A 25,474-nucleotide genomic window follows, 5' to 3' on the forward strand; every position below is an offset into this window, starting at 1 on the left:
GCGCCGCTGTCCGACGTCGTCCTCGGCGCGTCGGCGATGGCCGAGGGCCGGCTGATCGACCAGACGATCTACACCCAGGCCGGCCTGTTCGCCCTGGAGACCGCGCTGTACCGGCTGTACGAGTCGTGGGGGCTGCGACCGGACCTGGTCGCCGGCCACTCCATCGGTGAGATCACCGCCGCCCACGTCAGCGGCGTGCTCGACCTGGCCGACGCCGGAAGGCTGGTCGCCGCCCGGGCCCGGCTGATGCAGGCGCTGCCGCCCGGCGGCGCCATGGTCGCCATCCAGGCGAGCGAGGCCGAGGTGACGCCGTCGCTGGTCGAGGCGCCCGGCGTGATCAACGTGGCGGCGGTCAACAGCGCCCGCTCGGTGGTGGTGTCCGGTGACGAGGTCGCGGTGCTGTGGGTGGCGAGCGACCTGGCGCAGTTCGGCCACAAGACCCGCCGGCTGGCGGTGAGCCACGCCTTCCACTCGCCGTTGATGCGGCCCATGCTCGCCGAGTTCCGGGAGGTGGCCGAGTCCCTGACGTACCGTCCCGGCCGGATCCCCGCCGTCTCCACGGTCACCGGTCGGCCGGACATTGGACAGCGGTTCGCCACCGCCGACTACTGGGTCGGGCAGGTCTGCGCGACGGTACGGTTCGGCGACGCGGTCGTCTCGGCACACGGCCAGGGCGTGACCACCTTCCTGGAGCTCGGGCCGGGCGGCGTGCTCACCGCGATGGCGTCCGAGAACGTGGACTCGCCGGCGGTGTCCTTCATCGCCACGCTGCGCGCGGACGGCGCGGAGGTCGTCGACACGGTGGCGGCCCTGGGTGAGCTGCACGTCCGCGGCGTGGCCCTGGACTGGCCCGCGATCGTCGGCCGGCCGGCCGGATCCGCCGCGACCCTCGCCAGCGAGCTGCCCACCTACGCGTTCCAGCACCGCCGGTACTGGCTCGACCCGGCGCCGTCCGGCGAGGTGGTCCCCGCGCTGCCCCCGGCCGACGACCGGCGGGACGGGCCGGAGAGCGTCGCCGCCCGGCTGACGGACCGGTCCCGGACCGAACGGGAACGGATCGCGCTCGACGTGGTCCGGGAGTCGGTGGCGGTGGTGCTGGGCTTCCAGCGGGTGGACCTCGACGCGATGGACGACGACCAGTCGTTCAAGAGCCTGGGCTTCGACTCGCTGGGCGGGGTGCGGCTGCGCAACCGGCTGCGCGACCTCACCGGCGTCGACCTGCCGGTGACGGCGGTCTTCGACCACCCGACGCCGCGGATCCTCGCCGCCCGCCTGGCGGACCAGGTGACAGGCGAGGCGGCCGAGGTGACCGTCCGGACCGCCGACGCCCCGGCCGACCCCGACGAGCCCATCGCGATCATCGGGATGGCCGTCCGGCTGCCCGGCGGCGTGGAGAGCCCGGACGACCTGTGGCGACTGGTCATCGAGGGACGCGACGCCATCTCCGGCTTCCCGACCGACCGGGGCTGGGACATCGACCGGCTCTACCACCCGGATCCCGCGCGTCCCGGGACCACCTACACCCGGTCGGGTGGCTTCCTCCACGACGCCGCCCAGTTCGACCCCGCGCTGTTCGGCATCTCCCCGCGCGAGGCGCTGGCCATGGACCCGCAGCAGCGGCTGCTCCTGGAGGCGTCCTGGGAGGCCATGGAACGCGCCGGCATCGACCCGCTGTCCGTCCGGGGCGAGGAGGTCGGCGTGTTCACCGGGATCGTGCACCACGACTACGCGACCCGGCTGACCCGGATTCCCGAGGACGTCCGGGGCTACGTCATGACCGGCACGTCGCCGAGCGTCGCCTCCGGCCGGATCGCGTACGTCTTCGGTTTCCAGGGGCCGGCGGTCACCCTGGACACCGCATGCTCGTCCTCGCTGGTCGCGATCCACCAGGCCGCACAGTCCCTGCGACGTGGCGAGTGCACGATGGCGATGGCGGGCGGAGCCACGGTGATGGCCAGCCCGGAGGCGTTCGTCGAGTTCTCCAGCCAGCGCGGCCTCTCCGCGGACGGCCGGTGCAAGGCGTTCTCGTCCACCGCCGACGGCACCGGCTGGTCGGAGGGCGTGGGCGTGGTGCTCCTGGAGCGGCTCTCGGTGGCCCGGCGACGCGGTCACCGGGTGCTGGCCACGGTACGGGGATCGGCGGTCAACTCAGACGGCGTGTCCAACGGGCTGACCGCCCCGAACGGCACGGCGCAGCAACGGGTGATCCGGCGGGCGCTCGCCTCGGCCGGGCTCGGTGCGGCGGACGTCGACGCGGTGGAGGCCCACGGGACCGGCACGGTCCTCGGCGACCCGATCGAGGCCGGCGCGTTGCTCGCCACGTACGGGAACGGCCGGGACCCGCAGCGGCCGCTCTGGCTCGGGTCCCTGAAGTCCAACGTCGGGCACACCCAGGCGGCCGCCGGCGTGGCCGGCGTGATCAAGATGGTGGAGGCGCTGCGGCACGGCGTGCTGCCGCCGACCATCAACGTCGAGGCTCCGACCGACCAGGTGGACTGGTCGGCCGGCACCGTGGCGCTGCTGACCGAGGCGCGGGACTGGCCGCGGACCGACCGGCCGCGCCGGGCCGGGGTGTCCGCGTTCGGGGCCAGCGGGACCAACGCGCACCTGATCCTCGAACAGGCCCCGCCCGAGGAGACCGCGGCCGCCCCGTCCGGGGAGCCGGCGTTCACCGCGAGCGTCGTACCGCTGGTGGTGACGGCCCGGAGCACCCGCTCGCTCGCCGCGCAGGCCGCCCGGCTGCGGGCGACCCTGGACGATCCCACGGCGCTGGCCGCGGTCGCCGACGCCCTGGTACGCGGCCGGGCGACGCTGCCGGAACGGGCGGTCGTGCTGGCCGGCTCGACGGACGAGGCACGGACCGGTCTGGCCGCTCTCGCCCGCGGTGAGACGGCCCCCAGTCTGACCACCGGCAGCGTGGCCGGTTCCGGGGCGCCCGGCCGGCTGGTTCTCGTCTTCCCCGGCCAGGGCTCGCAGTGGGCCGGCATGGGCCGCACCCTGTTGGACTCCTCGGCGGTCTTCCGGGACCGGATCGACGAGTGCGCGCGGGCGCTCGAACCCTGGGTGGACTGGTCGCTGACCGACGTCCTGCGCGGCGAGGCGGACGAGGACACCCTCGGCCGGGTGGACGTCATCCAGCCGGCGAGCTTCGCGATGATGGTCGGCCTGGCCGCCCTCTGGGAATCGGTCGGCGTACGACCCGACGCGGTGATCGGCCATTCCCAGGGCGAGATCGCGGCGGCGTGCGTCGCCGGCGCCCTGTCGCTGGTCGACGCGGCCCGCGTCGTCGCGGTACGCAGCCGGGCCATCGCGACCGTCCTGTCCGGCCACGGCGGCATGGCGTCGGTGATGCTGGGCGCCACCGAGGCGGCCGACCGGCTGGCCGCCTGGCACGACCGGCTCGAGGTGGCCGTGGTGAACGGTCCGTCCTCGGTCGTCGTCGCCGGCGACGCGGAGTCGCTCGCCGACGCGCTGGAATCGTTGACGCGCGACGGCGTGCGGACCCGCCCGGTGCCGGTGGACTACGCCTCGCACACCCGCCACGTCGAGCGGATCGAGGAGGTCCTGGTGCCGGCGCTGAGCGGGATCTTCGCCCGGTCGCCGCGCATCCCGTTCCACTCCACCGTGACCGGTGGCTGGATCGACGGCGACGACGTCCTCGGCGCGGAGTACTGGTATCAGAACCTGCGGCGGCCGGTCGGCTTCGGCCCGGCCGTGGCGCGTCTGATGGACCAGGGCTTCGGCGTGTTCCTGGAGGTCAGCTCCCATCCGGTCCTGGTGCAGCCGATGTCCGACGTCATCGACGACGCGGATCCGGCGGCGCCGTCGCGCGGCGCCGTGCGGCCGATGGTCACGGGCACGCTGCGCCGCGACGCCGACGGCCCGGCGAGTTTCCTCGCCTCGGCCGCCCGGCTCTTCACCGCCGGCGTGCCGGTCGACTGGAGCGCGGCCCTGCCGGCGCGCCGACCCGGATGGACGGGCGAGCTGCCCACCTACGCCTTCGACCGCCGGCACTTCTGGCTGACCGAGGCCGACGCGGACGACGACGAGCCGACCGGTCCGGCGGAGGACGCCGGCTTCTGGGCCGCGGTCGACGAGGCCGACCCGGCCGCTCTCGCCGCCCTGCTCGACCTGTCCGCCGACCAGAGCGCGGCCCTGGACGCGGTGCTGCCGGCCATCGCCGGGTGGCGGCGTACGCGGGCGGCCTGGTCGGCCTCGGCGCAGCTCCGGTACACGGTCGACTGGGTCCCGGCCCGGCGCGAGGCGCCGACCGTGCCCGCCGGTCGCTGGCTCGTCGTCACGCCGGCGTCCGGCGGCGCTAGCCACGACGGCCTGCTCGATCACCTGCGGGCCAACGGCCTCGACGCGGTGCCCTGTCCGGTGGCGGACGGCGAGGACCTGACCCGCCGTCTCACCTCGGTGCCGGCCGGCGACGAGGTGGCGGGGGTGCTGTCGCTGCTCGCGCTGCCGGACCGGACCGGGAGCGGCCGGGCCGACCCGGCGGCGCTCACCGCCTCGACGCTGGCCCTGATCCGGGCGCTCGTCACGGCCGGGATCACCGCCCCGCTCTGGTGCCTGACCCAGGGCGCGGTGAGCGTGGACGCCCGGGACGCCGCCGGTGCGGCCGAGGTGGCGCAGTCGGCGGTGTGGGGTCTGGGCCGGGCGGCCGCACTCGAACGCCCGGACCGCTGGGGCGGCCTGATCGACCTGCCGGTCGACCTCGACGGCCGGGCGGTACGGTCCCTGCTCGGCGTGCTGAGCGCCGCGTCCGGCGAGGACCAGCTGGCGATCCGGCGGTCCGGTGTCCTCGTCCGGCGTCTGCGGCGGGCTCCCGACGGGGCCGCGTCCGGCGGCGAGCGGCGCTGGCGGCCGCGGGGCACGGTCCTGGTCACCGGTGGGGCGGAGGGCCTCGGCCGGTACGTCTCGCGGTGGCTCGCGGGAGCCGGCGCGGAACGCCTGGTGGTCACCACCGACCGGCCCGGCGCGGCCGACGCCCTGCGCCACGAGTTGGCGGAGCTGGGCGGCGCCGTCGTCGTCGAGTCGTGTGCCGACGACGACCGGGACGCGCTCGCCGCCCTCGTCCTCGACCCGGGTCGACCGCTGACCGCGGTCGTCCACGCCGCCGACCTGTCCCTGAGCCTGCCGATCGACGAGACCGGCGACACGGAGATCGCCGAGGTCTTCCGGGCCAAGGTGGACACCGCGGTCTGGCTGGGCGAGCGCACGGCCGGGCTGCCGCTCGACGCGTTCGTCGTCTTCTCCTCGATCGCCGGCATCTGGGGTGGCGGTGGTCAGGCGGCCGCCGGAGCCGCGAACGCGGTCCTCGACGCGCTGGTACGACGCCTCCGCGCGGACGGCGTGCCGGCCCAGGCGATCGCCTGGGGTGCGCTGACCGAGGCGGGCACGGGGATGGACGAGGAGATGCTGGCGCAGCTACGGCGACGGGGCGTCGTCCCGATGACACCCGACACCGCGATGGCCGCCCTGGACCAGGTGGTCCAGGCGGACACGGAGTCGGTGGTGGTCGCCGACATGGACTGGCCCGCCTTCATCGTGCCGTTCACGTCGGCCCGGACCAGCCCGCTCTTCGACGACCTGCCGGAGGCGGCGGCGGCGATCGCGGCGGCGCAGCCCTCGGACGACTCCGCCGCGGGCACGTCGTCGCTCCTGACGTCGCTGCGCGCGGCCGGGGCGGCGGAACAGGACCGGATACTGCTCCGGCTGGTCCGCAGCCAGGCGTCCACCGTGCTCGGGCACTCGGGCGCCGACGGGATCGGTGCGGGCCAGGCGTTCCAGGAGGCCGGTTTCGACTCCCTGGCGGCGGTCAACTTCCGCAACGGCCTGATCACCGCCACCGGGTTGAAGCTGCCGGCGACGCTGATCTTCGACTGCCCGACCCCGCAGGCAGTCGTCGAGTACCTGCGCGCGGAACTGCTCGGCGCGCAGGACGACGGGGACGCCCGCGACGAGGACGTACGCCGGGTGCTGGCCACGGTGCCGTTCGAGCGGTTCAAGGAGGCCGGTGTCCTGGAGGCGCTGCTCGACCTGGCCGACGCCGAGGCGGGCGGGCCGGTGGCCGAGGCCCCGACGCCGGCAGACGACGACGACATCGACACCCTGGACGTCGGCAGCCTCATCGAACGGGCCCTCAGCTCCGGCAGCTGACCGGGCAGCACTCGGCTCCGGCGGAGCGCCGGAGCCGAGGTGTCGCCGGGGACCGGTGCCGTCCGAGGACCGGCGTCGTTGAGGACCGGTCAGGCGGCCTGCTCGATGAAGGCCACGCACGCCTGCCGGGTGTCCGGTCCGACGACCACCCGCCAGCCCGGCGGCACGTCGGCGAAGCCGGGCCAGAGCGAGAAGTGGCCCTCGTCGTTACGGAGTACCAGATAGTCGACGGATTCCACCTCGAACGGGTTCATCAGGGTCTCCTTCCAGGGGTGTCGGCAAACGGAGGACGGGCTCAGCGGGTGGCCGCCTCGGCCGCTGCCCGCTGAGCCCGTCCTCGGGTCCGGTCAGTACCGGCTGACCTCGATGGGCAGCTGGTTGACGCCGATCATCGCCCACGGGTTCCGCAGGTTGACCGGCACGTCGTCGCGGACACGGATGTCGCGGTAGCGATCCAGCAGCAGGCGCAGGGCGACCCGGACCTCCAGCCGCGCCAGCGGGGCGCCCAGGCAGAAGTGGATGCCCTTGCCGAAGGTCAGATGGGGGTTCGGGTCGCGGTGGATGTCGAACCGGTCCGGGTCGTCGAACACGCGGACGTCACGGTTCGCGGTGGTCATCCAGACCAGGACGAACGCGTCCTTCGGGATCTTCTGGCCGCCGATCTCGGTGTCCCTCGTCGCCTGCCGCCCGAGGCGGGGGAACGGCGGGCGGAAACGCATCGACTCCTCGATCGTGGCCGGGATCAGCGTCGGGTCCGCCCGCAGTTCGTCCCAGACCTCGGGGTTCTCGTGCAGCGCGAGGACCGTGTTGCCCAGGGTGGAGGTCGCGGTGACGTGTCCGGCCAGCAGCAGCAGGCCGAGGAAGCCGACGGTCTCCTCGTCGTCCATCCGCACGCCGTCGACCTCGACCGCGAGGAGCTTGCTGGTGAGGTCGTCGGCCGGCTTCTTGCGGCGCTCCCGCACGAACTCCAGCAGGTGCAGGTTCAACTCGCGCAGCAGCGGCGCGACGTTGTTGACCGCGCTCTCCCCCAGCGAGTCCAGCGACGCCTCCGGGTCGACGTTGTGCGTCTCGAAGAAGGTGTCGGAGAGCCGCCGGACGAACGCGCGGTCGGTGACCGGGATGCCGAGCATCTCGGCGATGACGATGAACGGCAGCGGGTAGCCCAGTTGCTCGATCAGGTCCCACCGGTTGCCGTTGGCGTCCGCGTCGTCGAGCAGTTGGTTGGTCACCTCGATGATCCGCGGTTCCAGCTCGGTGATCATCTTCGGGGTGAAGGCCCGGCTGACCAGACCGCGCAACCGCCGGTGCCCGGGATCGTCGGCACGGACGAAGTTGCCCTTCTTGAACAGGTCGAAGTCTTCCTGCTTGGGGGCCAGCGGAGCGACGTCGGACGAGTAGGTCTCCGCGTCGGCGAGCACGTTCTGCACGTCGTGGTAGCCGAGCACGTGCCACGCCTGGATCTTGTCGTCGTAATGCACGTCGCCGCGCGCCCGCAGCCCGTCGAGATAGGCGAGAAAATTGGACAGGGTCCGTTCGGACTGTTTCAAACTCATGGAACCCACTTCTCTCGTAGGGCCGACTCCCCGATATCCATCAGGCACCCTAGTTTCCGGGCGCGGGGCCGGGCATCCCTCGCATTGCTAGTCGTCGTCAATCGCCCTTTCGGCACGCTCCGAGAATGGGCCGCCGGCACCATCAGGAATCGCTGTCAGGGTGAGGGATGGTGACGATGACGCCGGGCTTCGTACGGTGAGCCGAACCGACGACAAGGAGCCGGCCAGTATGAGTGCCAGCCAGGTAGAAAGCTTCGACGCGCATTACGCCGGTACCCCGCTCTGGGACCTCGGCCGCCCTCAGGCGGCGATGCGCGAGCTCGCCGAGGCGGGCGCGTTCCGCGGCCGGGTGCTCGACGTCGGCTGCGGCACCGGCGAGCTCGCGCTCCTGGTGGCGGCGTCCGGGCTCCCGACCGTCGGCGTCGACGCGGCGCCGACGGCGATCCGGGCCGCCCGACGCAAGGCCGACGAGCGCGGCCTGCGGGTGCGCTTCGAGGTCGGCGACGCGCTCGACCTCGGCGCCCTCGGCGAGCAGTTCGACACCGTGCTCGACTCCTGCCTGTTCCACGCCTTCGACGAGACCGACCGGATCCGGTACGCCGCCAGCCTGGCCGGCGTGATGCCGTCGGGCGCTCGGTTGTTCCTGCTCTGCATCGGCGACCGCCACCAGCCGGGACCGGTCCGGGCGCCCCACGCCGGCATCCGCGCCCGGCGGGTGAGCGCGGAGGTGATCCGGGACACCTTCACGACCGGCTGGCGGATCGACTCGCTCGAATCGACGACCGTCGAGAACACCAGGGACAGCGAAGGGGCGCCGGGCTGGCTCGCGACGGTCACCCGGGTCTGACACCTTTCCCCGCCCGCGCCGTCATCGACGCTCGCACCGTGCGGCACATCGATGAGAAGGAGTAAGGCAGAGATGAGTCCGCGACCCGGGCCGACCTTTCCGGATTGGCCGCAGTTCGACGACACCGAACGCCGAGCACTCGACCGTGCGCTGAGCCAGGGTCAATGGTGGCGCATGGGCGGCAGCGAGGTGGACAGCTTCGAGCGCGAGTTCGCCGCCCACCACGGCGGCGGGCACGCCCTCGCCGTCACCAACGGCACGCACGCGCTGGAGGTCGCCCTCGAGGTGATGGGTGTGGGCCCGGGCACCGAGGTGATCGTGCCGGCGTTCACCTTCATCTCCTCGTCCCAGGCCGCGCAGCGGATCGGGGCCGTCGCCGTACCGGTGGACGTCGACCCGGACACCTACAACATCGACGTCGCCGCCACCGCCGCGGCGATCACGCCACGGACCCGGGTGATCATGCCGGTGCACATGGCGGGCCTGATGGCCGACCTGGACGCCCTGGACAAGCTCGCCTCCGACGCCGGCGCCCGGATCCTGCAGGACGCGGCGCACGCGCACGGCGCCCGGTGGCAGGGCCGGCGCGTGGGCGAGTTGGGGTCGATCGCGGCCTTCAGCTTCCAGAACGGCAAGCTGATGACCGCGGGCGAGGGCGGCGCGGTGCTGTTCGGAGACCCGGACGAGTACGAGAAGGCGTTCCTGCGCCACAGCTGCGGTCGCCCGCGCACCGACCGCCGGTACCACCACCAGGTGGCCGGCACCAACATGCGGATGAACGAGTTCTCGGCCGCCGTCCTGCGCGCCCAGCTCAGCCGCCTCGACAGCCAGATCGACGTACGGGAACAGCGGTGGGCGTACCTGTCGACGCTGCTCGCCCAGGTGCCCGGCGTCCGTCCGCAGGCCGGCGACCCACGAGCCGACCGGAATCCGCACTACATGGCGATGTTCCGGCTCCCGGGCTGGTCGGAGGAGCGGCGCAACCTGCTCGTCGACCGCCTGGTCGAGGCGGGTGTCCCCGCCTTCGCGGGCTTCCGGGCCATCTACCGCACCGCGGCGTTCTGGCAGGTCGGCGCGCCCGACGAGTCCGTCGACGCGATCGCCGCCCGGTGCCCCCACACGGAGGCGATCAGTCAGGACTGCGTCTGGCTGCACCATCGCACGCTGCTGGCGTCGGAGCAGGCGCTCGCCGAGACCGCCGCCATCGTGGCCGACGCCGTGGCCGCCGGATGAGGATCCGCACCGTACTGGTCGGGTTCGGGTGGTCCGGCCGGGAGATCTGGCTGCCCCGCCTGACGGCGAGCGACGACTACGAGGTGGTGGCCGCGGTCGACCCGGACCCGGGGCGGCGGGCGGCGTTCCACGCGGCGACCGGCCGCCCGGCCCTCGCCGACCTCGACGCGCTCCGGGCCGAGGACGCCGACCTCGCGTTGGTCGCGTCCCCCAACCACCTGCACGCCGCGATCGCGCGCCGCCTCCTCGACCGGGGCCTGGCCACCTTCGTGGAGAAGCCGGCCTGCCTCTCCACCGCCGAGGCGGACACGCTGGCCGAGTCCGAACGGGTGGGCGGCGCCCCGCTGCTGGCGGGCAGCGCCTGCGCGTACCGGGCCGACGTCCGGGAGATGGTGCGACTGGCCCGCGACCTCGGCCGGCTGCGTCACGTCGAGCTGGTGTGGAAACGGGCCCGGGGGGTGCCGCGGTCCCAGGGCTGGTTCACCAGCCGGGCGGAGGCCGGCGGCGGGGTGCTGGTGGACCTCGGCTGGCACCTGCTCGACGTGCTGGAGGCGATCGCCGGGCCGCTGACCTTCGACCGGGTCACCGCGTCCACCTCGCACGACCACGTCAACGACCCGCGCTGGACGGCGGCCTGGCGCCACGACCAGCCGCCGCCGGCGCTCACCGCCGACGTCGAGGACACCGTCCGCGGATTCCTGGTCAGCGGCAGCGGCCTGTCGGTCGGCCTGCACGCAAGCTGGGCGGCGCACTCGGCGGTGCACGACGTCACCGAGATCCGGGTCGACGGCAGCGACGGCTCCGCCACCCTCCGGACCACCTTCGGCTTCAGCCCCGACCATGAGAAGCGGCCCCGGCTCAGCGTGCTCCGGTGGGGCCGGACCGAGGACGTCGCGTTCCCGGCCGAGCCCATCGGAGCCGAGTACGCCCGCCAGCTCGACGACCTCCGGGACCGGCTCGCCGGGCGCCGGTCCTCGGTCNCGCGGGCGTACGCCGGATCATCGGCACGATCGAGGCGCTCTACCGGGCCGCGGCGGCACCGCCGCTGCCCACCGGACCGGTCACGACCGCGGCGGCGAGCTGATGGTGTCCACACCGACGCCCCGTGCGGTGATCTTCGACCTGGACGGCGTTCTGGTGGACAGCCACGAGGTGATGGGCCGGGCGTTCGCCGCGGCGTACGCGAAGGTGGTCGGCCCCGGGCCGGCGCCCTTCGCCGAGTACCAACGCCACCAGGGCCGCTACTTCCCGGAGATCATGCGGCTCATGGGCCTCCCGCTGGAGATGGAGGAGCCGTTCGTCCAGGAGAGCTACCGGCTGGCCGGCCAGGTGCCGGTGGTGGCCGGGGTGCCCGACCTGCTCCGGACGCTGCGGGCGCGCGGGTTCCGGCTCGCCGTGGCGACCGGGAAGGCCGGGCCGAGGGCACGCTCCCTGCTGACCACACTGGACCTGAGCCGGTACTTCCACCACGTCGTCGGCTCGGACGAGGTCGCCCACGCCAAACCCGCCCCCGACATCGTGCTGCGGGCGCTCGCCCTGCTGGGCGCGGATCCGGCCGGGGCGGTCATGGTCGGTGACGCCCCGGCCGACATCCACAGCGCCCGGGCGGCCGGGGTGACCGCCGTGGCGGCGACCTGGGCGACCGTGGACGAGGACGACCTGATCGCGGCTCGTCCGGATCTGGTCGTCCACTCCCCCGGCGACCTCCTGCCNATTTCGGTCCCGGGCCGGCGCTGACCGGCCCGGCTCTTGTCAAGCTGAGGGATGCCGTTCCGGTACCGCCGCTCATAACCTGCTCAAGGTGGCTCGAAAGGGTCGAACCATGGTTATGTGAAGGGAAGGTGACCATGCGGGACGTTCGAGTGCTCCTGCTGTACCCGCCGAACCAGTCACTGCCGGGCACGATGTGCAAACCGAACGGGTCACTGGCCTACCCCAGCCTGGCCGGCGCGCTCCGGCGGCACGGCACCGAGGTCGCCATCTACGACGCGTGCGTCGGCAACGGGACGGACTCGCTCGACGAGGTGTTCTACGGCTCCGCGACCGAGCTTCCCAGCGGACTCCTGCGCACCGGCGTGCCCGATGAGCGCATCCTCACCGACGCCGCCGGCTACGACGTCGTCGGCCTCACCTCGATCTTCACCGAGCAGGAGACGATGGTCCTGCGGACCGCGCGGCTGATCCGGGCGCACTTCCCGGACAAGGTGCTGGTCGCCGGCGGCGTCAACGCCCGCTCGCGGCTTCCGCAGTTCTTCGACGCCGGCTTCGACGTGGTGTGCCTGTCCGAGTCGGAGGAGACGATCATCCACATCGTCGAGGCGCTGCGCGCCTCGCGGCACACCGACTTCACCCACATCAACGGCATCGCGGTACGGGTGGACGGCGCGATCCGGATCAACCCGGTCCGCCCCGGTGAGGTGCGGATGGACCTCGACACGCTGCCGATCCCGGAGTGGCGCCTGCTTCCCAACGAACGCTACTGGACGATCGGCCGACCGCACGGCGGGGCGTTCGCTCCGGGTGACGACCTGCGCTACGCCTCGCTGATGACCTCACTAGGGTGCCCCTTCCACTGCTCGTACTGCCACATCGCCGGCGAGCAGGAGGACAGCGACAGCGGCTTCCTCGGCAGGTACCGCATCAAGTCCGACGACCGCGTGCTCGAAGAGCTCGAAGTGCTCAAGAGTCTCGGGGTCAAGCAGGTCTTCATCGAGGACGACTCGCTGCTCGCCGACCGCAAGCGTTCACTGCGGCTGCTCACCAAGATCCAGGACGCCGGTCTGGACATCCTGGACGTCAACGGCGTCAACGTGGTCCACCTGATGAAGCGGTGGAAGCCGGACCACGAGGTGCTCCAGGCCCTGGTGAACGCCGGCTTCACCGAACTCGTGCTGCCGTTCGAGTCCGGCAACCCGCGGATCCTCAAGAAGTACGCGAGCAACAAGCTGAACATCGTCAAGAACGACATCGAGGCCCTGATCGGCGCCTGCAAGGACTACGGCCTGCGGGTCGCGGGCAACTACATGCTCGGCTACCCGGACGAGACGCTCGACGAGATCCAGACGACAATCGACCTCGCCCGCCGGCACATCTCCTACGGCCTCGACGCGGCGAACTTCTTCCTCGTCATGCCGCTGCCCGGAACCCCGCTCTACGACATGGCCTGCCGGGACGGGCACCTGTCCGGTGACTTCAACCCGGACACGATGAACTGGACGCGCGCCAACATGAAGGGCACGCTCGTGCCCGCCGAGCAGTTGGAGGCGATGCGGGACCAGGCCTGGGACGAGATGAACTCGTCCGAGTTCAAGGCCTACAAGAAGACGATGGTGGCCGGGACGCCGAAGCTCTCGGTCGTGCCGGAAGGCGCCCACGAGAACGCATGAGGATCCTCTTCGGCGCCGCTCCCGGACCGGGCCACGTCCTGCCGCTGCTGCCACTCGCGGACGCGGCGGTCGCCGCCGGTCACGATGCCGCGTTCCTGACGGCCGACTCGATGACGCCGTATCTCGGCGGCCGACGCCTGCTCCCGGCCGGTCCGTCCGTCGAGGAGCTGATCGTGGTGAACCTCAAGCGGGCCGGCTCGGCGCGCACCCTCGGCCCGGGGGCGGCCGAACTGCTGGCCGGCACCCGGGTCGACCTGACCTGGGACGAGGCGCTTCGGCAGGCGCAGCGTCACGAGCCCGACCTGATCGTGAGCGAATGGTTCGACTTCGTGGCGCCGCTGCTGGCGGCCCGGCTCGGCGTGCCGTGGGCCGCCTACGCGAGCTCCGGCCCGTGGCCCGCCGAGTTCGCCGACCCGGCCCGCGAGCGAACCAGGGGGCAACACGCGTCCCGCTCCCTGACGCCGCGGGCCCGGATCGCGCTGCTCGACCCGTTCCCGGAATCTCTGCGCCTGCCGACCGACACCGCCCCGGAGCCCGGCCGGATCACGGTCCGTCCCGGCGGGGTCACCGTCGAGGTCACCGCGCAGCCGAGCCGCCCGGTCCCACCGCGCGTGCCGGGTCTGCCCCGGGCGCTGGTCACCCTGGGCACCAGCGTCGCCAACCCGTCGCTGGTCGCCGACCTGGCCCGGTCCGTCGACGACGCGGGCTTCGACGTCCTGGTCACCGCCGGCCCGGACCAGGTACGTCCGGGGCCCCGGGTCCACCCCGTCGGGTTCGCCCCGCTGCCCGAGCTGCTGCCCGGCGTCGACGTGGTGATCGGCTCCGCCGGCTCCGGAACCCTGCTGGCCACGCTCGCGGCCGGCGTGCCCAGCGTCCTGATGCCGGTGTTCGCCGATCAGCCGCCCAACGCGGCGCGGGCGGTGCACCGCGGGGCGGCCCGGATGATCGACGACCCGAACGACGTGGGCGTCGCGGCTCGCCGCGTCGTCGACGACCCGACCTACCGGCAGGCGGCACGGGAGGTGGCGCAGGAGGCCGCGGCCATGAACTCGCCGCGGCGGGCGCTCACCGAGTTGCTGACGTCGTGCCGCTGAGCGCACGACGCCAGAAGACCCCGGATCCGTCGATCGCCTGGATCTCGTCGTCGATGCCGTTGGCCTGGCGGAAGTCCGTCACCGCCCGGCGGCAGCCGTCGAGGACGTAGTCGTCGATGATGACGAACCCGCCGGGCACCACCTTCGGATACAGGTTGACCAGGGCGTCCATGGTGGACTCGTACCAGTCGCCGTCGAGCCGGAGCAGGGCCAGGCGATCGACCGGCGCCTTCGGCAGGGTGTCGGCGAACCAGCCGGGAAGGAACCGGACCTGCTCGTCGAGCAGGTCGTACCGGCGGAAGTTCTCCCGGACCTCGTCGAGGCTCACCGAGAGGAACTGGGCGTTGATGGCGGAGACCGCGCGTCCCACCATGCGCCCGTCGAACTGCCCCGGAGCCGGCAGCCCTTCGAACGAGTCCGCCACCCACACCGTACGGTCGGTGCACCCGTGCGCGGCGAGGAAGGCCCGCATGAAGATGCAGACGCCGCCACGCCAGGCCCCGGTCTCGATCACGTCGCCGGGAACCTCGTCGTCGAGGATCTGGTCGAGACACCGGTGCAGGTTGTCGAGTCGCCGGCGGCCGACCATGGTGTGCGCCGCGGTGGGCCAGTCCACGCCGTTCTCGCGGGCCTCGGCGTCGAAGTCGGCGCGGGGCATCCCGCCGCCCTGCACGCGCGGCTCCACCTTGTAGCGGACGCGGTCGAAGGACTGATCGCGATAGATGGTGTTGAGCAGCACCTTTTTCATGAGGTCCAGATAGAGTTCGACGCCTCGCCGGCTCTGCGCTTCCGCCATTTCCGCCACCTCGAATCGTTCTATCGTGGGTCGATTCCGAACCGGTACAGCCATTCCGGCCCGCATTCGTCGTTGACGCCTTTCTTGATGAAGGCGATGTTGTGGTACAGGTGCAGTTCGGTGACGTTCCGCTCGATTCCGCGACTGCTCCGTCGATGTTCCTGATGGTGCAGGTCGTCGATCAGCTCCTTGAGCATGCCGATCGTGGTCCGCTCGGCACCGGAGCCGTCGGGCGAGCCACCGAACTTCGCCCAGTACGACGTCTGCAGGTCTTCGATGACGTACAGCCCGCCGTCACGCAGGAGGGGGAACAGCGTACGGAAGGAGGTGAGCACGTGCCCGTTGATGTGGCTGCCGTCGTCGATGACGATGTCGAAGGGGCCGTGGTCGGCAGCCAGCCGGGACAGGAACTCGGGATCGTTCTGATCCCCGCGGAACGTGCGGATGCGGCTGCCGGTGACCTTCTTCTCGATGATGTCCACGCCGAACACCAGGCCACGGTGGAAGTACCGCTGCCACATGTGCAGCGAGCCGCCCTGATAGCCGGTGTCGCGGTAGCCACCGATCCCGATCTCCAGCAGCCGTACCGGCTCGTCCCGCCAGGGCTGCAGGTGGCGGGTGTAGTGCGGGGTGTACCAGTGGGTACTTCCCCATTTGTCGGAGCCGAAGCGTACCGCGAGGTCCTCGAGGGTCGGGGTCTGCCGGGCCCCCAGGAGGGCCTGGGTCGCACGTCCGACGAGCAGGAGCGGGTCGTCGGACGGCACGATGCGCGGCCGGCCACCGGCCGGCGGCTCCGGAAACTCCGGGAGCACGCGGTGGGTCCAGGCCGCGGCCTCCCGGAGGCGGCCGGGGGCGAACAGCATCCGCACCAGGTGGACCAGGGAGATGGTGATGCGCGCGTCGGCCGCGTCGGGCTCGCCCGGCGCGGTGGTCACCCCGGCCGGACCGAACACGAAGTGCGCGTCGCTGGACCGGTCCCGCCAGTCCACCCGGACGTGCAGGACGATCTCCCTGGGCAGGGTGATGGGCGTGCACCGGTCCGCCAACTCGGTGAACAGGCAGGCGGCGGTGTCCGGAAGACCGATCTGTTCCGCGGCGGCGACGACGTCCCGGTCGCTGCCGCCGGCGACGGCGACCAGAAGCTCGACGGCCTTGACGTGCTCGGAGTTCATGACGAAACCTCTTCGTAGGAGGGTGGCAGCCCGGGGAACGCGTCGACGAACTCGGGGAACCGGGCCGCGGTCTCGGTGGGACCCGGCATGCCGGCGATCTCCTCGGCCAGGGTCTTCGCCGCCTGTCCGGCGACGGGATCGGCCAGCAGGTCGCCGGCCGCCGCGGCGATCGCCTCGGCGGAGACGACGGCGCTGCCTCCGCCACGGTCCTCCACCCGTTCGACCCCCTCGGGCAGCAACCACCTCCCGGCCCCGACGGCGGACACCGCGTCGGCGTTGAGGAACCCGTCGAACCCGACGGGCAGCAGCAGCTGCGGCACCCCGGCCCCGGCCGCGCCGAGCATGGTCCCGGCGCCGCCGTGGTGCACGGCGAGGTCGACCAGGGGCAGCAGTTCGCCCTGTGGCACCCAGCGCTCGAAGTGCACGTTCCCCGGCAGCGGACCGAGATCAGCCACCGCGATACCGGGCCCGGCCGCCACCACGTCCACGTCCAGCGCCGAGAGTCCGTCGACGGCGGCGCGCAGGCCGGCCACCGTGCCCGCGACGGTGCCCAGCGTCAGGTAGACCAGCGGTCGTCGCCGCTCGGCGACGGCGATCTCCGGTAGCCGCCCGGGTTCGCTGAACGTCACCGGCCGCAGCAGCACCCGTTCCGCGGTGGCCAGGAACGAGGGATCCTGCAGCGAGGGCGGGTAGATGTCCAGGTACGGGTCGCCCAGGAGGTGTCCCGCCGGCAGCGTCACCCCGATCTCGGCGGCGACCGCCCGGAGGAGTTCCCCGCCCTCGCGCCGCCACCGGTCGTCGCGGTCGACCATGCCCGCCCGGCCACAGGAGTGACACAACGCGGGCACGCCCGTGCGACGCGCCGCCAGCCCTGCTCCCGGATTGCCCAGCTCGTAGACCACCAGGTCGGGTTGCTCCGCCCGCAGCACGGACAGCAGGTCGGCGGCCACCCGGCGAGGCAACACATCGTGGAAGGCCCGGACCGCACGATCGAGCCACTCCGGAAAGGAAAGCTCCCCGGTCCGTCCGCCCTTTCCCCCGGCCGCGGCGTCGAAGGCCTCCGGGATCGGCATTCCCGCCGGCACGACGCGGAAGCCGAGCCCCCGCAGCAGCGGGTGGAATCTCGGACCGGTCGCGTAGACGACGTCGTGCCCGGCCGCACGGCCGGCAAGGGCCAGCGGCAGCAACGGGAAGGTGTGACCGTATCCGGGAAGACTGGCGAAGACGATCTTCATGACGTCTCCGGGCCGCCATCTCCACCGTGGACAGTGGACGACGTCGCCAGCGTCACCAACTCCGGCACCAGGTCGGCCGGCGCGGGTTGGGAGGTGATCTCCGAGCGTAGGCGCTCGGCGGCCACGCGGCACTCCCCGTCGTCGAGCAACGCGACGACGTGATCCCTGATCCGCTCCACCGTGGTCTCGCTCTGCACCAGGTGACGCGCGGCGCCGCCGGCCGCGAACGCGTCGCCGACCGCCGTCTGGTCGGGGAGGCGGGTGACCGACAGCTGGGGCACTCCGTGGACGGCGGCGGTCAGCGCGGTCCCCACCCCGCCCTGGTGCACGACCGCCCGGCAGGTCGGCAACAGCACGTGCAGCGGCAGTGAGTCGGCCACCCGCACCCCGTCCGGCAGCGCGCCGAGAGCCGCGCGGGTGGCGGCCGAGAGCGTGAGGACGACGTCCACCCCCAGGCCGGTGACCGCCTCGATCGTCCGGCTCAACAGGTCGGTCACCGCGCCGGTGCCCAGGTGCACCGCGGAGGTGCCCCAGGTGACGCAGACCCGGGGCCGTTCCGGCGGCTCGACCAGCCACTCCGGTACCGCGCCGGGACCGTTGTAGGGGACGTACCGCACGGACAGGCGGGGCGCCGAGATCGTCCCCGACTTCCGGATGCTGGGCGGGCAGGGATCGATCCACACCGACGGGACGGGCCGAGGCGCGACGCCGTACCCCCGGAAGAGGTCGACGAACTCCGGCAACGGCGGCGGGTTGTCCCTGGGCACCAGCATCCCGGGGATGATCGGCATGCCCGTCCCGTGCGCGGCGGACGGCACGCCGAGCACCTCGGCGGCGACCGCGCCGGCGAAGGTGACGGACTCGTGCACGACCAGGTCCGGCCGCCAGCTCCGGGCGTACGTGACGAGGTCGTCCACCATCGCGTCGGCGACCTCGTACATCGTGAGCGCCATCCGGCGGACCAGGGCGCGCTGGGCGTCGCTCCAGTCGTTGCGGTCCGCCGGCCATCGCTCGTCCGCGTCGACCTCGCCCAGCCTGCCGTTGCGGGCCCGGTCGGCGATGTCGACGTCCTTCCCCACCGCCACCGCCGGGAGCCCGGTCGTGACGATGGTGTCGACGAGCGACGGCGGGCTGGCCACCCGGACCTCGTGCCCGGCGGCTCGCAGCGCCCAGGCCAGCGGCACCATCGGGTAGTAGTGCGACGGCCAGGCGAACGTCGCGAACAGGAAGCGCACGGGTGGTCTCCCAATCACTCGGAGGGCGCGAGTCGGTCGAGGAGGTGTCGGGTCAGCGCCGCCTGCGTCGGGTGGTTGAACACCGAGGCCGGGGTGAGCGAGGTGCCGGCGTGGCTGTTCAGCCGCCGCGTCAGGTCGAGGGCCATCAGGGAGTCCAGGCCGACCTCGAAGAAGCCACGGTCGGGCTCGACCGGCTCGTCGGGGCTCAGGCCGAGCACCTGGACCAACTGCGCCCGGACCAGGTCGGCCACCGTCTTCTCCCGCTCCGCGCCGACCTGCGACCGCAGCAGCTCCGTCCACCGGTCGGCCGGCTCCACGCCGGCCGCCGCCCGGTACGCCGACCGTCGCCGGGGCCGGACGAGCCCCCGCAGCAGCGGCGGGACCGGCCGGCCGGGTGCCGGTGCGCCCCACCTGCCGGGCCGCCCGGGTACCGGGAACCGCTCGGCCGTGTCGATCGCCGCCGACAGGGCCGACAAGCCCGCGTCGTCGTCGGACGCCACCATCGGCGCGCGGGCACCCCAACGGGTGGCCGCCGCCAGTGCGAGCCCGTCGGCCGCACCGGTGGCCGCCCGGTCGGCCGGGCCGGTCAGGCCCCCCGTGGTGGTGAGCACCGCGATCAGGGCCAGGTCCCGGTCCACGGTCAGCTCGGCCAGGTGCCGCAACGACTCGCTCCGGGCGTCGAGGACGGCGCCGAGCCGGTCCGGGTCCAGTTCCTCCAGCGGGGTGCGGTCGGCCATCCCGGCGGCGTGCACCACGCCGGTCAGCGGGTGCTCGGCCGGGATCCCGGCCAGCAGGCCGCGTACCGCGTCGGGGTCGGAGACGTCGCAGGCCACCACGGTCGTGGTGACGCCGAGCACGGCCAGCTCGTCGACCAGGGTCGACGCCCCGGGCGTGTCCGGGCCGCGCCGGCCCGCGAGGACCAGGCGGCGGACGCCATGGCGGGTGGCCAGGTGGCGGGCCACCCGGGAGCCGGTCCGGCCCGTACCGCCCACGATCAGGACGGAGCCGGCCGGGTCGAGCGGACGGGCCGCCGGTCCGGCTTCCGCGACGGCCACCAGCCGTGGGGTGAGGACGCGCCCGGACCGCACCACCGCCTGCGCGGCACCGGCGGTGAGCCCGGCCCCGGGGTCCGCGCCCGGTTCGACGTCGAGCAGGAGGAACCGGTCCGGGTGTTCGGCCTGGACGGCGGCGATCATCCCGCGTACGGCCGCGCCGGCCGGGTCGAGCACCGTGCCGGGCTCGACCGGCACCGCGTTGCGGGTCCGCACCACCAACCGGACACCGGCCAGGCCCGGCTCGTCCAGCCACGCCTGGGCGACCGCGAGCGCCCGCCGGCAGGCGGCCGCGGGCGGTTCGCCGGGTGGCACGTCGAGGACCGCGACCGCGCCGGCCAGGGCGGACGGGTCACCGCCCAGGTCGAGCACCGCGTCGTCGCCGTCCACCGCGACGATCCGCGGCGGGCCGGCGCCGTCCGGCCGGGCCNNGCCCAGACGATCCGCAGGGCGCCGTCGGGTCGGATCGGCCGGGGCTCGTCAGCCGGCCGCGGAACGATCCGGCCGGCCGTGAGCACCGGCCGGCCGCTCTCGTCGGCGGCGGTCAGCACGACGCCGTCCCCGGCCGGGCGCAGGTGGACGCGCACCGACGTGGCACCGGTCGCGTGCAACTCGACGTCGCGCCACCGGGCGGCGTTGCCGGAGATGCTGCCGGCGGCCCGGGCCGCGGCATCCAGGAGCAGCGGGTGGATGCCGAAGGCGGCCGCGTCCTGGGCAAGGTCGTCCGGCAGGGCCACCTCCGCGAAGGTCTCGTCCCCGCGCCGCCAGACCCCGCTTCCGTCATCGCGTCGCGCGCCGGCCGGGGGCCAGGCCGCTCCGTCGGAGTCCGCCGGGTCGGCGCCGGCCGGACCCCGGTCGAGCAGGCCGGTCGCGTGCAGGGTCCAGCCCGACCGGTCGCCACCGGCCGGCGCGGGCGCGGAGCGTACGGTCACCGGCCGCCGGCCGTCGCGATCCGTCCCGCCGACCAGGACCTGCACCGCGAGGGTCGCGCGCCGGTCCAGCCAGGCCGGCCCGACCACGTCCAGCTCCGCCAACCGGCCGCAGTCCAGCTCGTCACCGGCCCGGATGGCCAGCTCGACCCAGACCGAGACGGGCACCTCGACCGGACCCGTGCCCTCGGCCCGGCCGAGCCACGGCTGCTGGTGCGTGGACAACCGCCCCACGGCGAGCACGCCGTCGGCGTCGGGCAGGACGGTCACCGCGGTCAGCAGCGGATGCCCCGTCTCCTCGGCCGCCGCGACGACACCGGCGCCACCGCCCCGCAGCCAGTACCGGCGGTGCCGGAACGGGTGGGTGGGCAGGTCGCGGCAGAGCTCCCGCCACGCCGGCCCGACGTCCGGGACGGCCACCGACCAGTCGACCGGCAGCCCGAGGGCGAACGCCTCGGCCATCGCGGTCAGCACCTGCCGAACGCCGCCGTGATCGCGGCGCAGCGTGCCGATCACCCCGACCGGCCGGCCGGTGTCGGCGAGAACGTCGAGGATCGGCGACACCAGACCCGGGTGCGGGGACACCTCGACGACGGCCCGCACGTCGGCGGTCACCGCGCGGACGGCGTCTGCCAACTCGACCGTACGGCGCAGGTTGCGGAACCAGTAGGCGGCGTCGAGGACGTCATCCGGGCCGATCCACCGGCTCTCCACCGTGGAGTAGAACCGGCACGACTCGACCAGACCCCCCGCCGGACGCTCGCCGACCCCGTCGAGCTGGGCCAGCATCGGGCGCTCCAGTTCGTCCACCAGGAACGAGTGCGACGCATAGTCCGCGCGCAGCCGCCGGAACCAGATGCCCTGGTCCGCCGCGAAGGCCGCGAGCCGCTCGACGGCGTCGACCGCACCGGAGACGCCGACCATGGCGGGTCCGTTGACGGCAGCCAGTTCGAGTCGACCCTCGTACGCGCCGAGCAGTTCCTCCGCCCGTGCCCGGCCGACGCCCAGCATGAGCATCCCGCCGGTCGGCGGCAGCGCCGCGGCCAGCCGGGACCGCACCACGCAGATCCGCAGCGCGTCGTCCAGGGAGAGGACCCCCGCCACGCACGCGGCGGCCAGCTCGCCCTGCGACGACCCGAGGACCGTCTCGGGCCGGACCCCGGCCCGCGCCCAGAGCTGGGCGAGCCCGGTCATCATCACGAACGCGGCGGGCTGGACCACGTCGGTCCGGGAGAGGTCGCCACCGCCGAGCGCCTCCTTGAGCGTCCAGTCGCAGTCGTACTCGTCGAGCAGTTCCTGGCAGCGGCGCACCCACTCGCGGAACTCGGCCGAGGCGGCCAGCAGCTCCCGGCCCATCCCGGCCCATCCGCCGCCCTGGCCGGGGAAGACGAACACGGCGCCGGTGCCCGGCGAGGACCGTCCGGTGACCACGTCCGCCGCGGGCTCGCCGGCGGCCAGGTTCCGCAGCTTCCCGACCAGCTCGCCGTGGTCGGCCGCGAGCACGGTGGCCCGTTCCCGGTGCCGGGCGCGGCCGAACGCGAGCGCGGCGGCCAGTTCCGGCAGCGGGGGCCGGCGGTCCTCGACGGCGTCCGCCAGCCCGGCCGCGACCACGGCGAGGCGGCCCGGGTCGCCGGCCGACAGGACGAACGGCAGGGGGCCGGGCTCGACCGGGTCGGGCGCGGGGACCGGCGTACGCCGGGGCGCTTCCTCGACGATGACGTGGGCGTTGGTGCCGCTGGCCCCGAACGCGGAGACCCCGGCGCGGCGCGGCCGGTCCGGGTGGGCCGGCCACGGCTGGGCCTCGGTCAGCAGCCGGATGGTGCCGGCGGACCAGTCGACCTCGGGGGTCGGCGCGTCCGCGTGCAGCGTCGCCGGCAGCATCCCGTGCCGCAGCGCCAGCACCATCTTGATCACGCCGGCGACGCCGGCCGCCGCCTGGGTGTGACCGACGTTGCTCTTCACCGATCCCAGCCACAGCGGATCGGCGGTCCCGCGCCGGCCGTACGTGGCCTGGAGCGCCTGCGCCTCGATCGGGTCACCGAGCCGGGTGCCGGTGCCGTGCGCCTCGACGACGTCCACCTCGGCCGGCGAGAGCCCGGCGACCGCGAGGGCCCGCCGGATGACGCGCTGCTGCGCGAGCCCGTTCGGGGCGGTCAGCCCGTTGGAGGCACCGTCCTGATTGACCGCCGAGCCCCGGATCACCGCGCCCACCGTGCTGCCCCGCGCCTCGGCGTCCGCGAGCCGCTGCAGGAGCACCACGCCGACGCCCTCCGACCAACTGGTCCCGTCGGCCGACGCCGCGAACGCCTTGCATCGGCCGTCGACCGCGAGCCCGCCGGCCTTGGCGAACTCGACGTACGCGTTGGGCGTCGCCATGACCGTCACGCCGCCGACGACGGCGAGCGAGCACTCCCCGTTGCGTAGGGCCTGCATGGCGAGGTGCATCGCCACGAGGGACGACGAGCACGCCGTGTCGACCGACATCGCCGGGCCGGTGAAGCCGTACGCGTAGGACACCCGGCCGGACGCCACCGAGAGCGCCCCGCCGGTGACCCGGAGGCCGTCGGTCTCCGGGTCGCCGCCCTGCATCCCGTAGCCCTCGCCCATCACGCCGACGAAGACGCCGACGTCGGCGCCCCGGTACGCGGCCGGGTCGAGCCCCGCGTCCTCGAACGCCTCCCACACCACCTCCAGCAGCAGCCGCTGCTGGGGGTCCATGGCGGTCGCCTCGCGCGGGGAGATGCCGAAGAACCCGGCGTCGAACCCGGCCACGTCGTCGAGGAAGCCGCCGGCCTCCACCGGGATCGTGGACAGGTCCCAGCCACGGTCGTCCGGCACCGGCGTCCGGCCCTCACGGCGGGCGCTCATGAGGTCCCAGAACCCGCCCGGGCTGCGTACGCCGCCCGGCAGCCGGCAGCCCAGCCCGACCACCGCGACCGGTTCGGCCGGGTCTCCCGCCGCCACGGCGGCGGTGACCTCCACCGGTGCGTCCTCGCCGACGAGCCGCTCCCGGAGGAACCGGGCCAGCCGCACCGGCGTCGGGTGGTCGAAGACCAGCGTCGCGGGCATGGCGAACCCGGCCGCGGCACTGAGCCGGTTGCGCAGCTCGACCGCGCCCAGCGAGTCCATGCCGGCCGCCTGGAACGGGGTGTCCGGCGCGACGTCCTCCGCCGAGGCATGGCCCAGGACCAGCGCCACCCGGCTGCGGACCAGCGCCACGAGGATGCGCTCCTGCTCCGCCTCCGACCGGCCGGCCAGCGAGGCCGCCAGGTCACCGCCGTCGGCCGCCCGGCCCGCCCGGCGGCGCACGCGCACCAGGTCACGCAGCAACGGCTGGACCGCCGCGCCGGAGGCCGCGTCGGCCCGCGCGGCGGCCAGGTCGAGCTTGATCGGCACGAGGTGCGACTCACCGCTGTCGACCGCCGCGTCGAAGAGTGCGAGCCCTTCCTCGGGGCTCAGCGGCGACACCCCGGCGCGGCGCATCCGGGCCCGGTCCGCGTCCGCCAGGTTGCCGGTGATGCCGCCGTCCTGCGCCCACAGGCCCCAGGACAGCGACACGCCGTGGCGGCCGTCCGCGCGCCGGGCCGCCATGAGGCCGTCCAGGTAGGCGTTGGCGGCGGCGTAGTTGGCCTGCCCGGTCGAGCCGAGCAGCGCGGCGGCGGACGAGAAGGTGACGAACGCGGCGAGGTCGTGGTCGCGGGTCAGCTCCGCCAGGTGGCGGGCGGCGTCCGCCTTCGGGCCGAACACGGTGGCCAGCCGGTCCGGCGTCATCGCGTCGAGCAGCCCGTCGTCCAAGACGCCGGCGGTGTGCACGACGGCGGTCAGCGGGTGCTCGGGCGGGATCGTGGCGAGCAGCGCCGCCACGGCCGCCCGGTCCGCCACGTCGCAGCCGACGACCGACGTCTCGGCGCCCAGCCCGGCCAGTTCGGCCACCAACGCCTGCGCGCCGTCGGCCGCCGGGCCGCGCCGGCTGACCAGGAGCAGCCGCCGGACGCCGCGGGTGCGCACCAGGTGGCGCGCGACGAGAGCGCCGAGCGAACCGGTGCCTCCGGTGATCAGCACCGTGCCGTCGGGGTGCCAGGGGACGGGCTCGCCGGCCAGGTCGCCGGCCGCGGCGAGGCGGGGCACCCGGAGGCCGTCGGCCCGCGCCGCGAGCTGCGGTTCGCCGGAGTGCAGCGCGGCGGCGAGCGCCGCCTGGACGTCGAGGCCCGGTGCCACGTCGAGCAGCACGACGCCCGGCAGCTCGGCCTGGGCCGCGCGGACCAGGCCCCACACGGCGGCACCGGTCGGGTCGGTCCGGTCGTCGACGGCACCGGTGGTGCGCACGACCAGCCGGCCGTCCGCCGGGGCATGGCGTTGCCAGGCCTGGAGTACGGCGAGGACGCCGCCCAGCACCTCGGGGACCGGGCCGGCGGGCACGTCGTACACGGTGTCGCGCGTCGCGACGGCGGCGATGTCGCCGGCGCCGCCGAGGCGGACGGCGGCGGGTCGGGCGGCCTCGACCGCCGGGGTGGCCACGGGCTGCCACACCACCCGGAACATGGCGTCCGTGGCCGGGTGGGCGCCGATGTCCTCGGGCCGGACCGGTGACCGGCCGACCGATCGCGCGGTGATCACCGGCCGCCCGGTCTCGTCGGTGGCCCGCAGCGACCAGCGGTCGCCGGCCAGTCGGGCCAGGTGGGCCCGGAGCCGGCGTGCCCCGGTGGCGTGCAGCGCCACCGACTCCCACGGCGTCGCGACCGCCTCCGGGCCGGTCACCGCCCGGAGCACCGCGTCG

Annotated in this window: 13 protein-coding genes and 3 pseudogenes; 7 read left to right on the forward strand and 9 right to left on the reverse strand. The window is 74.1% G+C overall.

What is annotated here, in order from left to right:
• Positions 1 to 6,165, forward strand: a 6,165-nt coding sequence (locus tag B1205_RS30415; RefSeq protein ID WP_254910159.1) for a type I polyketide synthase, incomplete at its 5' end; no start/stop codon positions are given.
• Positions 6,166 to 6,254: 89 nt separating this feature from the next.
• On the opposite strand, the gene B1205_RS24080 is transcribed toward B1205_RS30415, so the two are convergent.
• Both B1205_RS24080 and B1205_RS24085 read right to left on the reverse strand, forming a co-directional pair.
• The gene (locus B1205_RS24080) at positions 6,255 to 6,419 is read right to left on the reverse strand and encodes an MbtH family protein (protein ID WP_089157684.1); all 165 of its coding nucleotides are present in this window, start codon (positions 6,417 to 6,419) and stop codon (positions 6,255 to 6,257) included.
• A gap of 93 nt (positions 6,420 to 6,512) precedes the next feature.
• Positions 6,513 to 7,718, reverse strand: a complete 1,206-nt coding sequence (locus B1205_RS24085; protein WP_089157760.1) for a cytochrome P450 — start codon at positions 7,716 to 7,718, stop codon at positions 6,513 to 6,515.
• Positions 7,719 to 7,947: 229 nt separating this feature from the next.
• Here B1205_RS24085 and B1205_RS24090 point away from each other — a divergent pair, with 229 nt between their 5' ends.
• The 6 genes and pseudogenes from B1205_RS24090 to B1205_RS24115 all read left to right on the forward strand — a co-directional run bounded on the left by B1205_RS24090 (position 7,948) and on the right by B1205_RS24115 (position 14,278).
• Positions 7,948 to 8,565, forward strand: coding sequence for a class I SAM-dependent methyltransferase (locus tag B1205_RS24090; protein ID WP_089157685.1), 618 nt, complete (start codon positions 7,948 to 7,950; stop codon positions 8,563 to 8,565).
• Positions 8,566 to 8,637: 72 nt separating this feature from the next.
• Positions 8,638 to 9,798 (forward strand): DegT/DnrJ/EryC1/StrS family aminotransferase, encoded by a 1,161-nt coding sequence (locus B1205_RS24095; RefSeq protein ID WP_089157686.1) that lies wholly within the window; start codon positions 8,638 to 8,640, stop codon positions 9,796 to 9,798.
• A pseudogene (locus B1205_RS24100) lies at positions 9,795 to 10,547 on the forward strand (Gfo/Idh/MocA family protein); the annotation flags it as partial. The gene B1205_RS24095 and the pseudogene B1205_RS24100, both read left to right, overlap by 4 nt.
• Positions 10,548 to 10,881: 334 nt before the next feature.
• Entirely contained in the window at positions 10,882 to 11,535 is a 654-nt protein-coding gene (locus tag B1205_RS24105) for an HAD-IA family hydrolase (RefSeq protein WP_089157687.1), read from the forward strand.
• A gap of 110 nt (positions 11,536 to 11,645) precedes the next feature.
• Positions 11,646 to 13,184 carry a B12-binding domain-containing radical SAM protein gene (locus tag B1205_RS24110; protein ID WP_254910160.1) on the forward strand — a complete coding sequence of 513 codons (1,539 nt, stop codon included), beginning with the start codon at positions 11,646 to 11,648 and terminating at the stop codon, positions 13,182 to 13,184.
• Entirely contained in the window at positions 13,181 to 14,278 is a 1,098-nt protein-coding gene (locus B1205_RS24115; protein ID WP_089157689.1) for a glycosyltransferase, read from the forward strand. The genes B1205_RS24110 and B1205_RS24115 overlap by 4 nt, the downstream gene beginning before the upstream one ends.
• Here the strand turns inward: B1205_RS24115 and B1205_RS24120 are convergent.
• From B1205_RS24120 to B1205_RS33580, 7 genes and pseudogenes are all read right to left on the reverse strand, one after another.
• Positions 14,250 to 15,074, reverse strand: coding sequence for a TylF/MycF family methyltransferase (locus B1205_RS24120; protein ID WP_089157690.1), 825 nt, complete (start codon positions 15,072 to 15,074; stop codon positions 14,250 to 14,252). The genes B1205_RS24115 and B1205_RS24120 overlap by 29 nt on opposite strands.
• 20 nt (positions 15,075 to 15,094) lie before the next feature.
• Positions 15,095 to 16,246 carry a class I SAM-dependent methyltransferase gene (locus B1205_RS24125; RefSeq protein WP_089157691.1) on the reverse strand — a complete coding sequence of 384 codons (1,152 nt, stop codon included), beginning with the start codon at positions 16,244 to 16,246 and terminating at the stop codon, positions 15,095 to 15,097.
• Positions 16,243 to 17,481: a glycosyltransferase gene (locus tag B1205_RS24130; protein ID WP_089157692.1), complete on the reverse strand. Its 1,239-nt coding sequence runs from the start codon at positions 17,479 to 17,481 to the stop codon at positions 16,243 to 16,245. The genes B1205_RS24125 and B1205_RS24130 overlap by 4 nt, the downstream gene beginning before the upstream one ends.
• Complete coding sequence (locus B1205_RS24135; protein ID WP_089157693.1) at positions 17,478 to 18,716, reverse strand: nucleotide disphospho-sugar-binding domain-containing protein; 1,239 nt, start codon at positions 18,714 to 18,716, stop codon at positions 17,478 to 17,480. Before B1205_RS24135 ends, B1205_RS24130 begins: the two co-directional genes overlap by 4 nt.
• A gap of 14 nt (positions 18,717 to 18,730) precedes the next feature.
• Positions 18,731 to 20,158, reverse strand: a complete 1,428-nt coding sequence (locus B1205_RS24140; protein WP_089157694.1) for a type I polyketide synthase — start codon at positions 20,156 to 20,158, stop codon at positions 18,731 to 18,733.
• Positions 20,159 to 20,697: 539 nt separating this feature from the next.
• A pseudogene (locus B1205_RS33575) lies at positions 20,698 to 21,159 on the reverse strand (hypothetical protein); the annotation flags it as partial.
• Positions 21,148 to 25,077, reverse strand: a pseudogene (locus tag B1205_RS33580) (type I polyketide synthase); the annotation flags it as partial. The pseudogenes B1205_RS33580 and B1205_RS33575, both read right to left, overlap by 12 nt.
• Positions 25,078 to 25,474: the final 397 nt, after the last annotated feature.

The sequence above is a fragment of the Micromonospora sp. NBS 11-29 genome, from assembly GCF_002140155.1.
Lineage (GTDB): Bacteria > Actinomycetota > Actinomycetes > Mycobacteriales > Micromonosporaceae > Micromonospora.

Coding starts and splice junctions, on each gene's coding strand:
- B1205_RS24125 (WP_089157691.1), bottom strand. CDS start 16,246: ATGAACTCCGAGCACGTCAAGGCCGTCGAGCTTCTGGTCGCCGTCGCC.
- B1205_RS24110 (WP_254910160.1), top strand. CDS start 11,646: ATGCGGGACGTTCGAGTGCTCCTGCTGTACCCGCCGAACCAGTCACTG.
- B1205_RS24130 (WP_089157692.1), bottom strand. CDS start 17,481: ATGAAGATCGTCTTCGCCAGTCTTCCCGGATACGGTCACACCTTCCCG.
- B1205_RS24120 (WP_089157690.1), bottom strand. CDS start 15,074: ATGGCGGAAGCGCAGAGCCGGCGAGGCGTCGAACTCTATCTGGACCTC.
- B1205_RS24095 (WP_089157686.1), top strand. CDS start 8,638: ATGAGTCCGCGACCCGGGCCGACCTTTCCGGATTGGCCGCAGTTCGAC.
- B1205_RS24080 (WP_089157684.1), bottom strand. CDS start 6,419: ATGAACCCGTTCGAGGTGGAATCCGTCGACTATCTGGTACTCCGTAAC.
- B1205_RS24090 (WP_089157685.1), top strand. CDS start 7,948: ATGAGTGCCAGCCAGGTAGAAAGCTTCGACGCGCATTACGCCGGTACC.
- B1205_RS24085 (WP_089157760.1), bottom strand. CDS start 7,718: ATGAGTTTGAAACAGTCCGAACGGACCCTGTCCAATTTTCTCGCCTAT.
- B1205_RS24115 (WP_089157689.1), top strand. CDS start 13,181: ATGAGGATCCTCTTCGGCGCCGCTCCCGGACCGGGCCACGTCCTGCCG.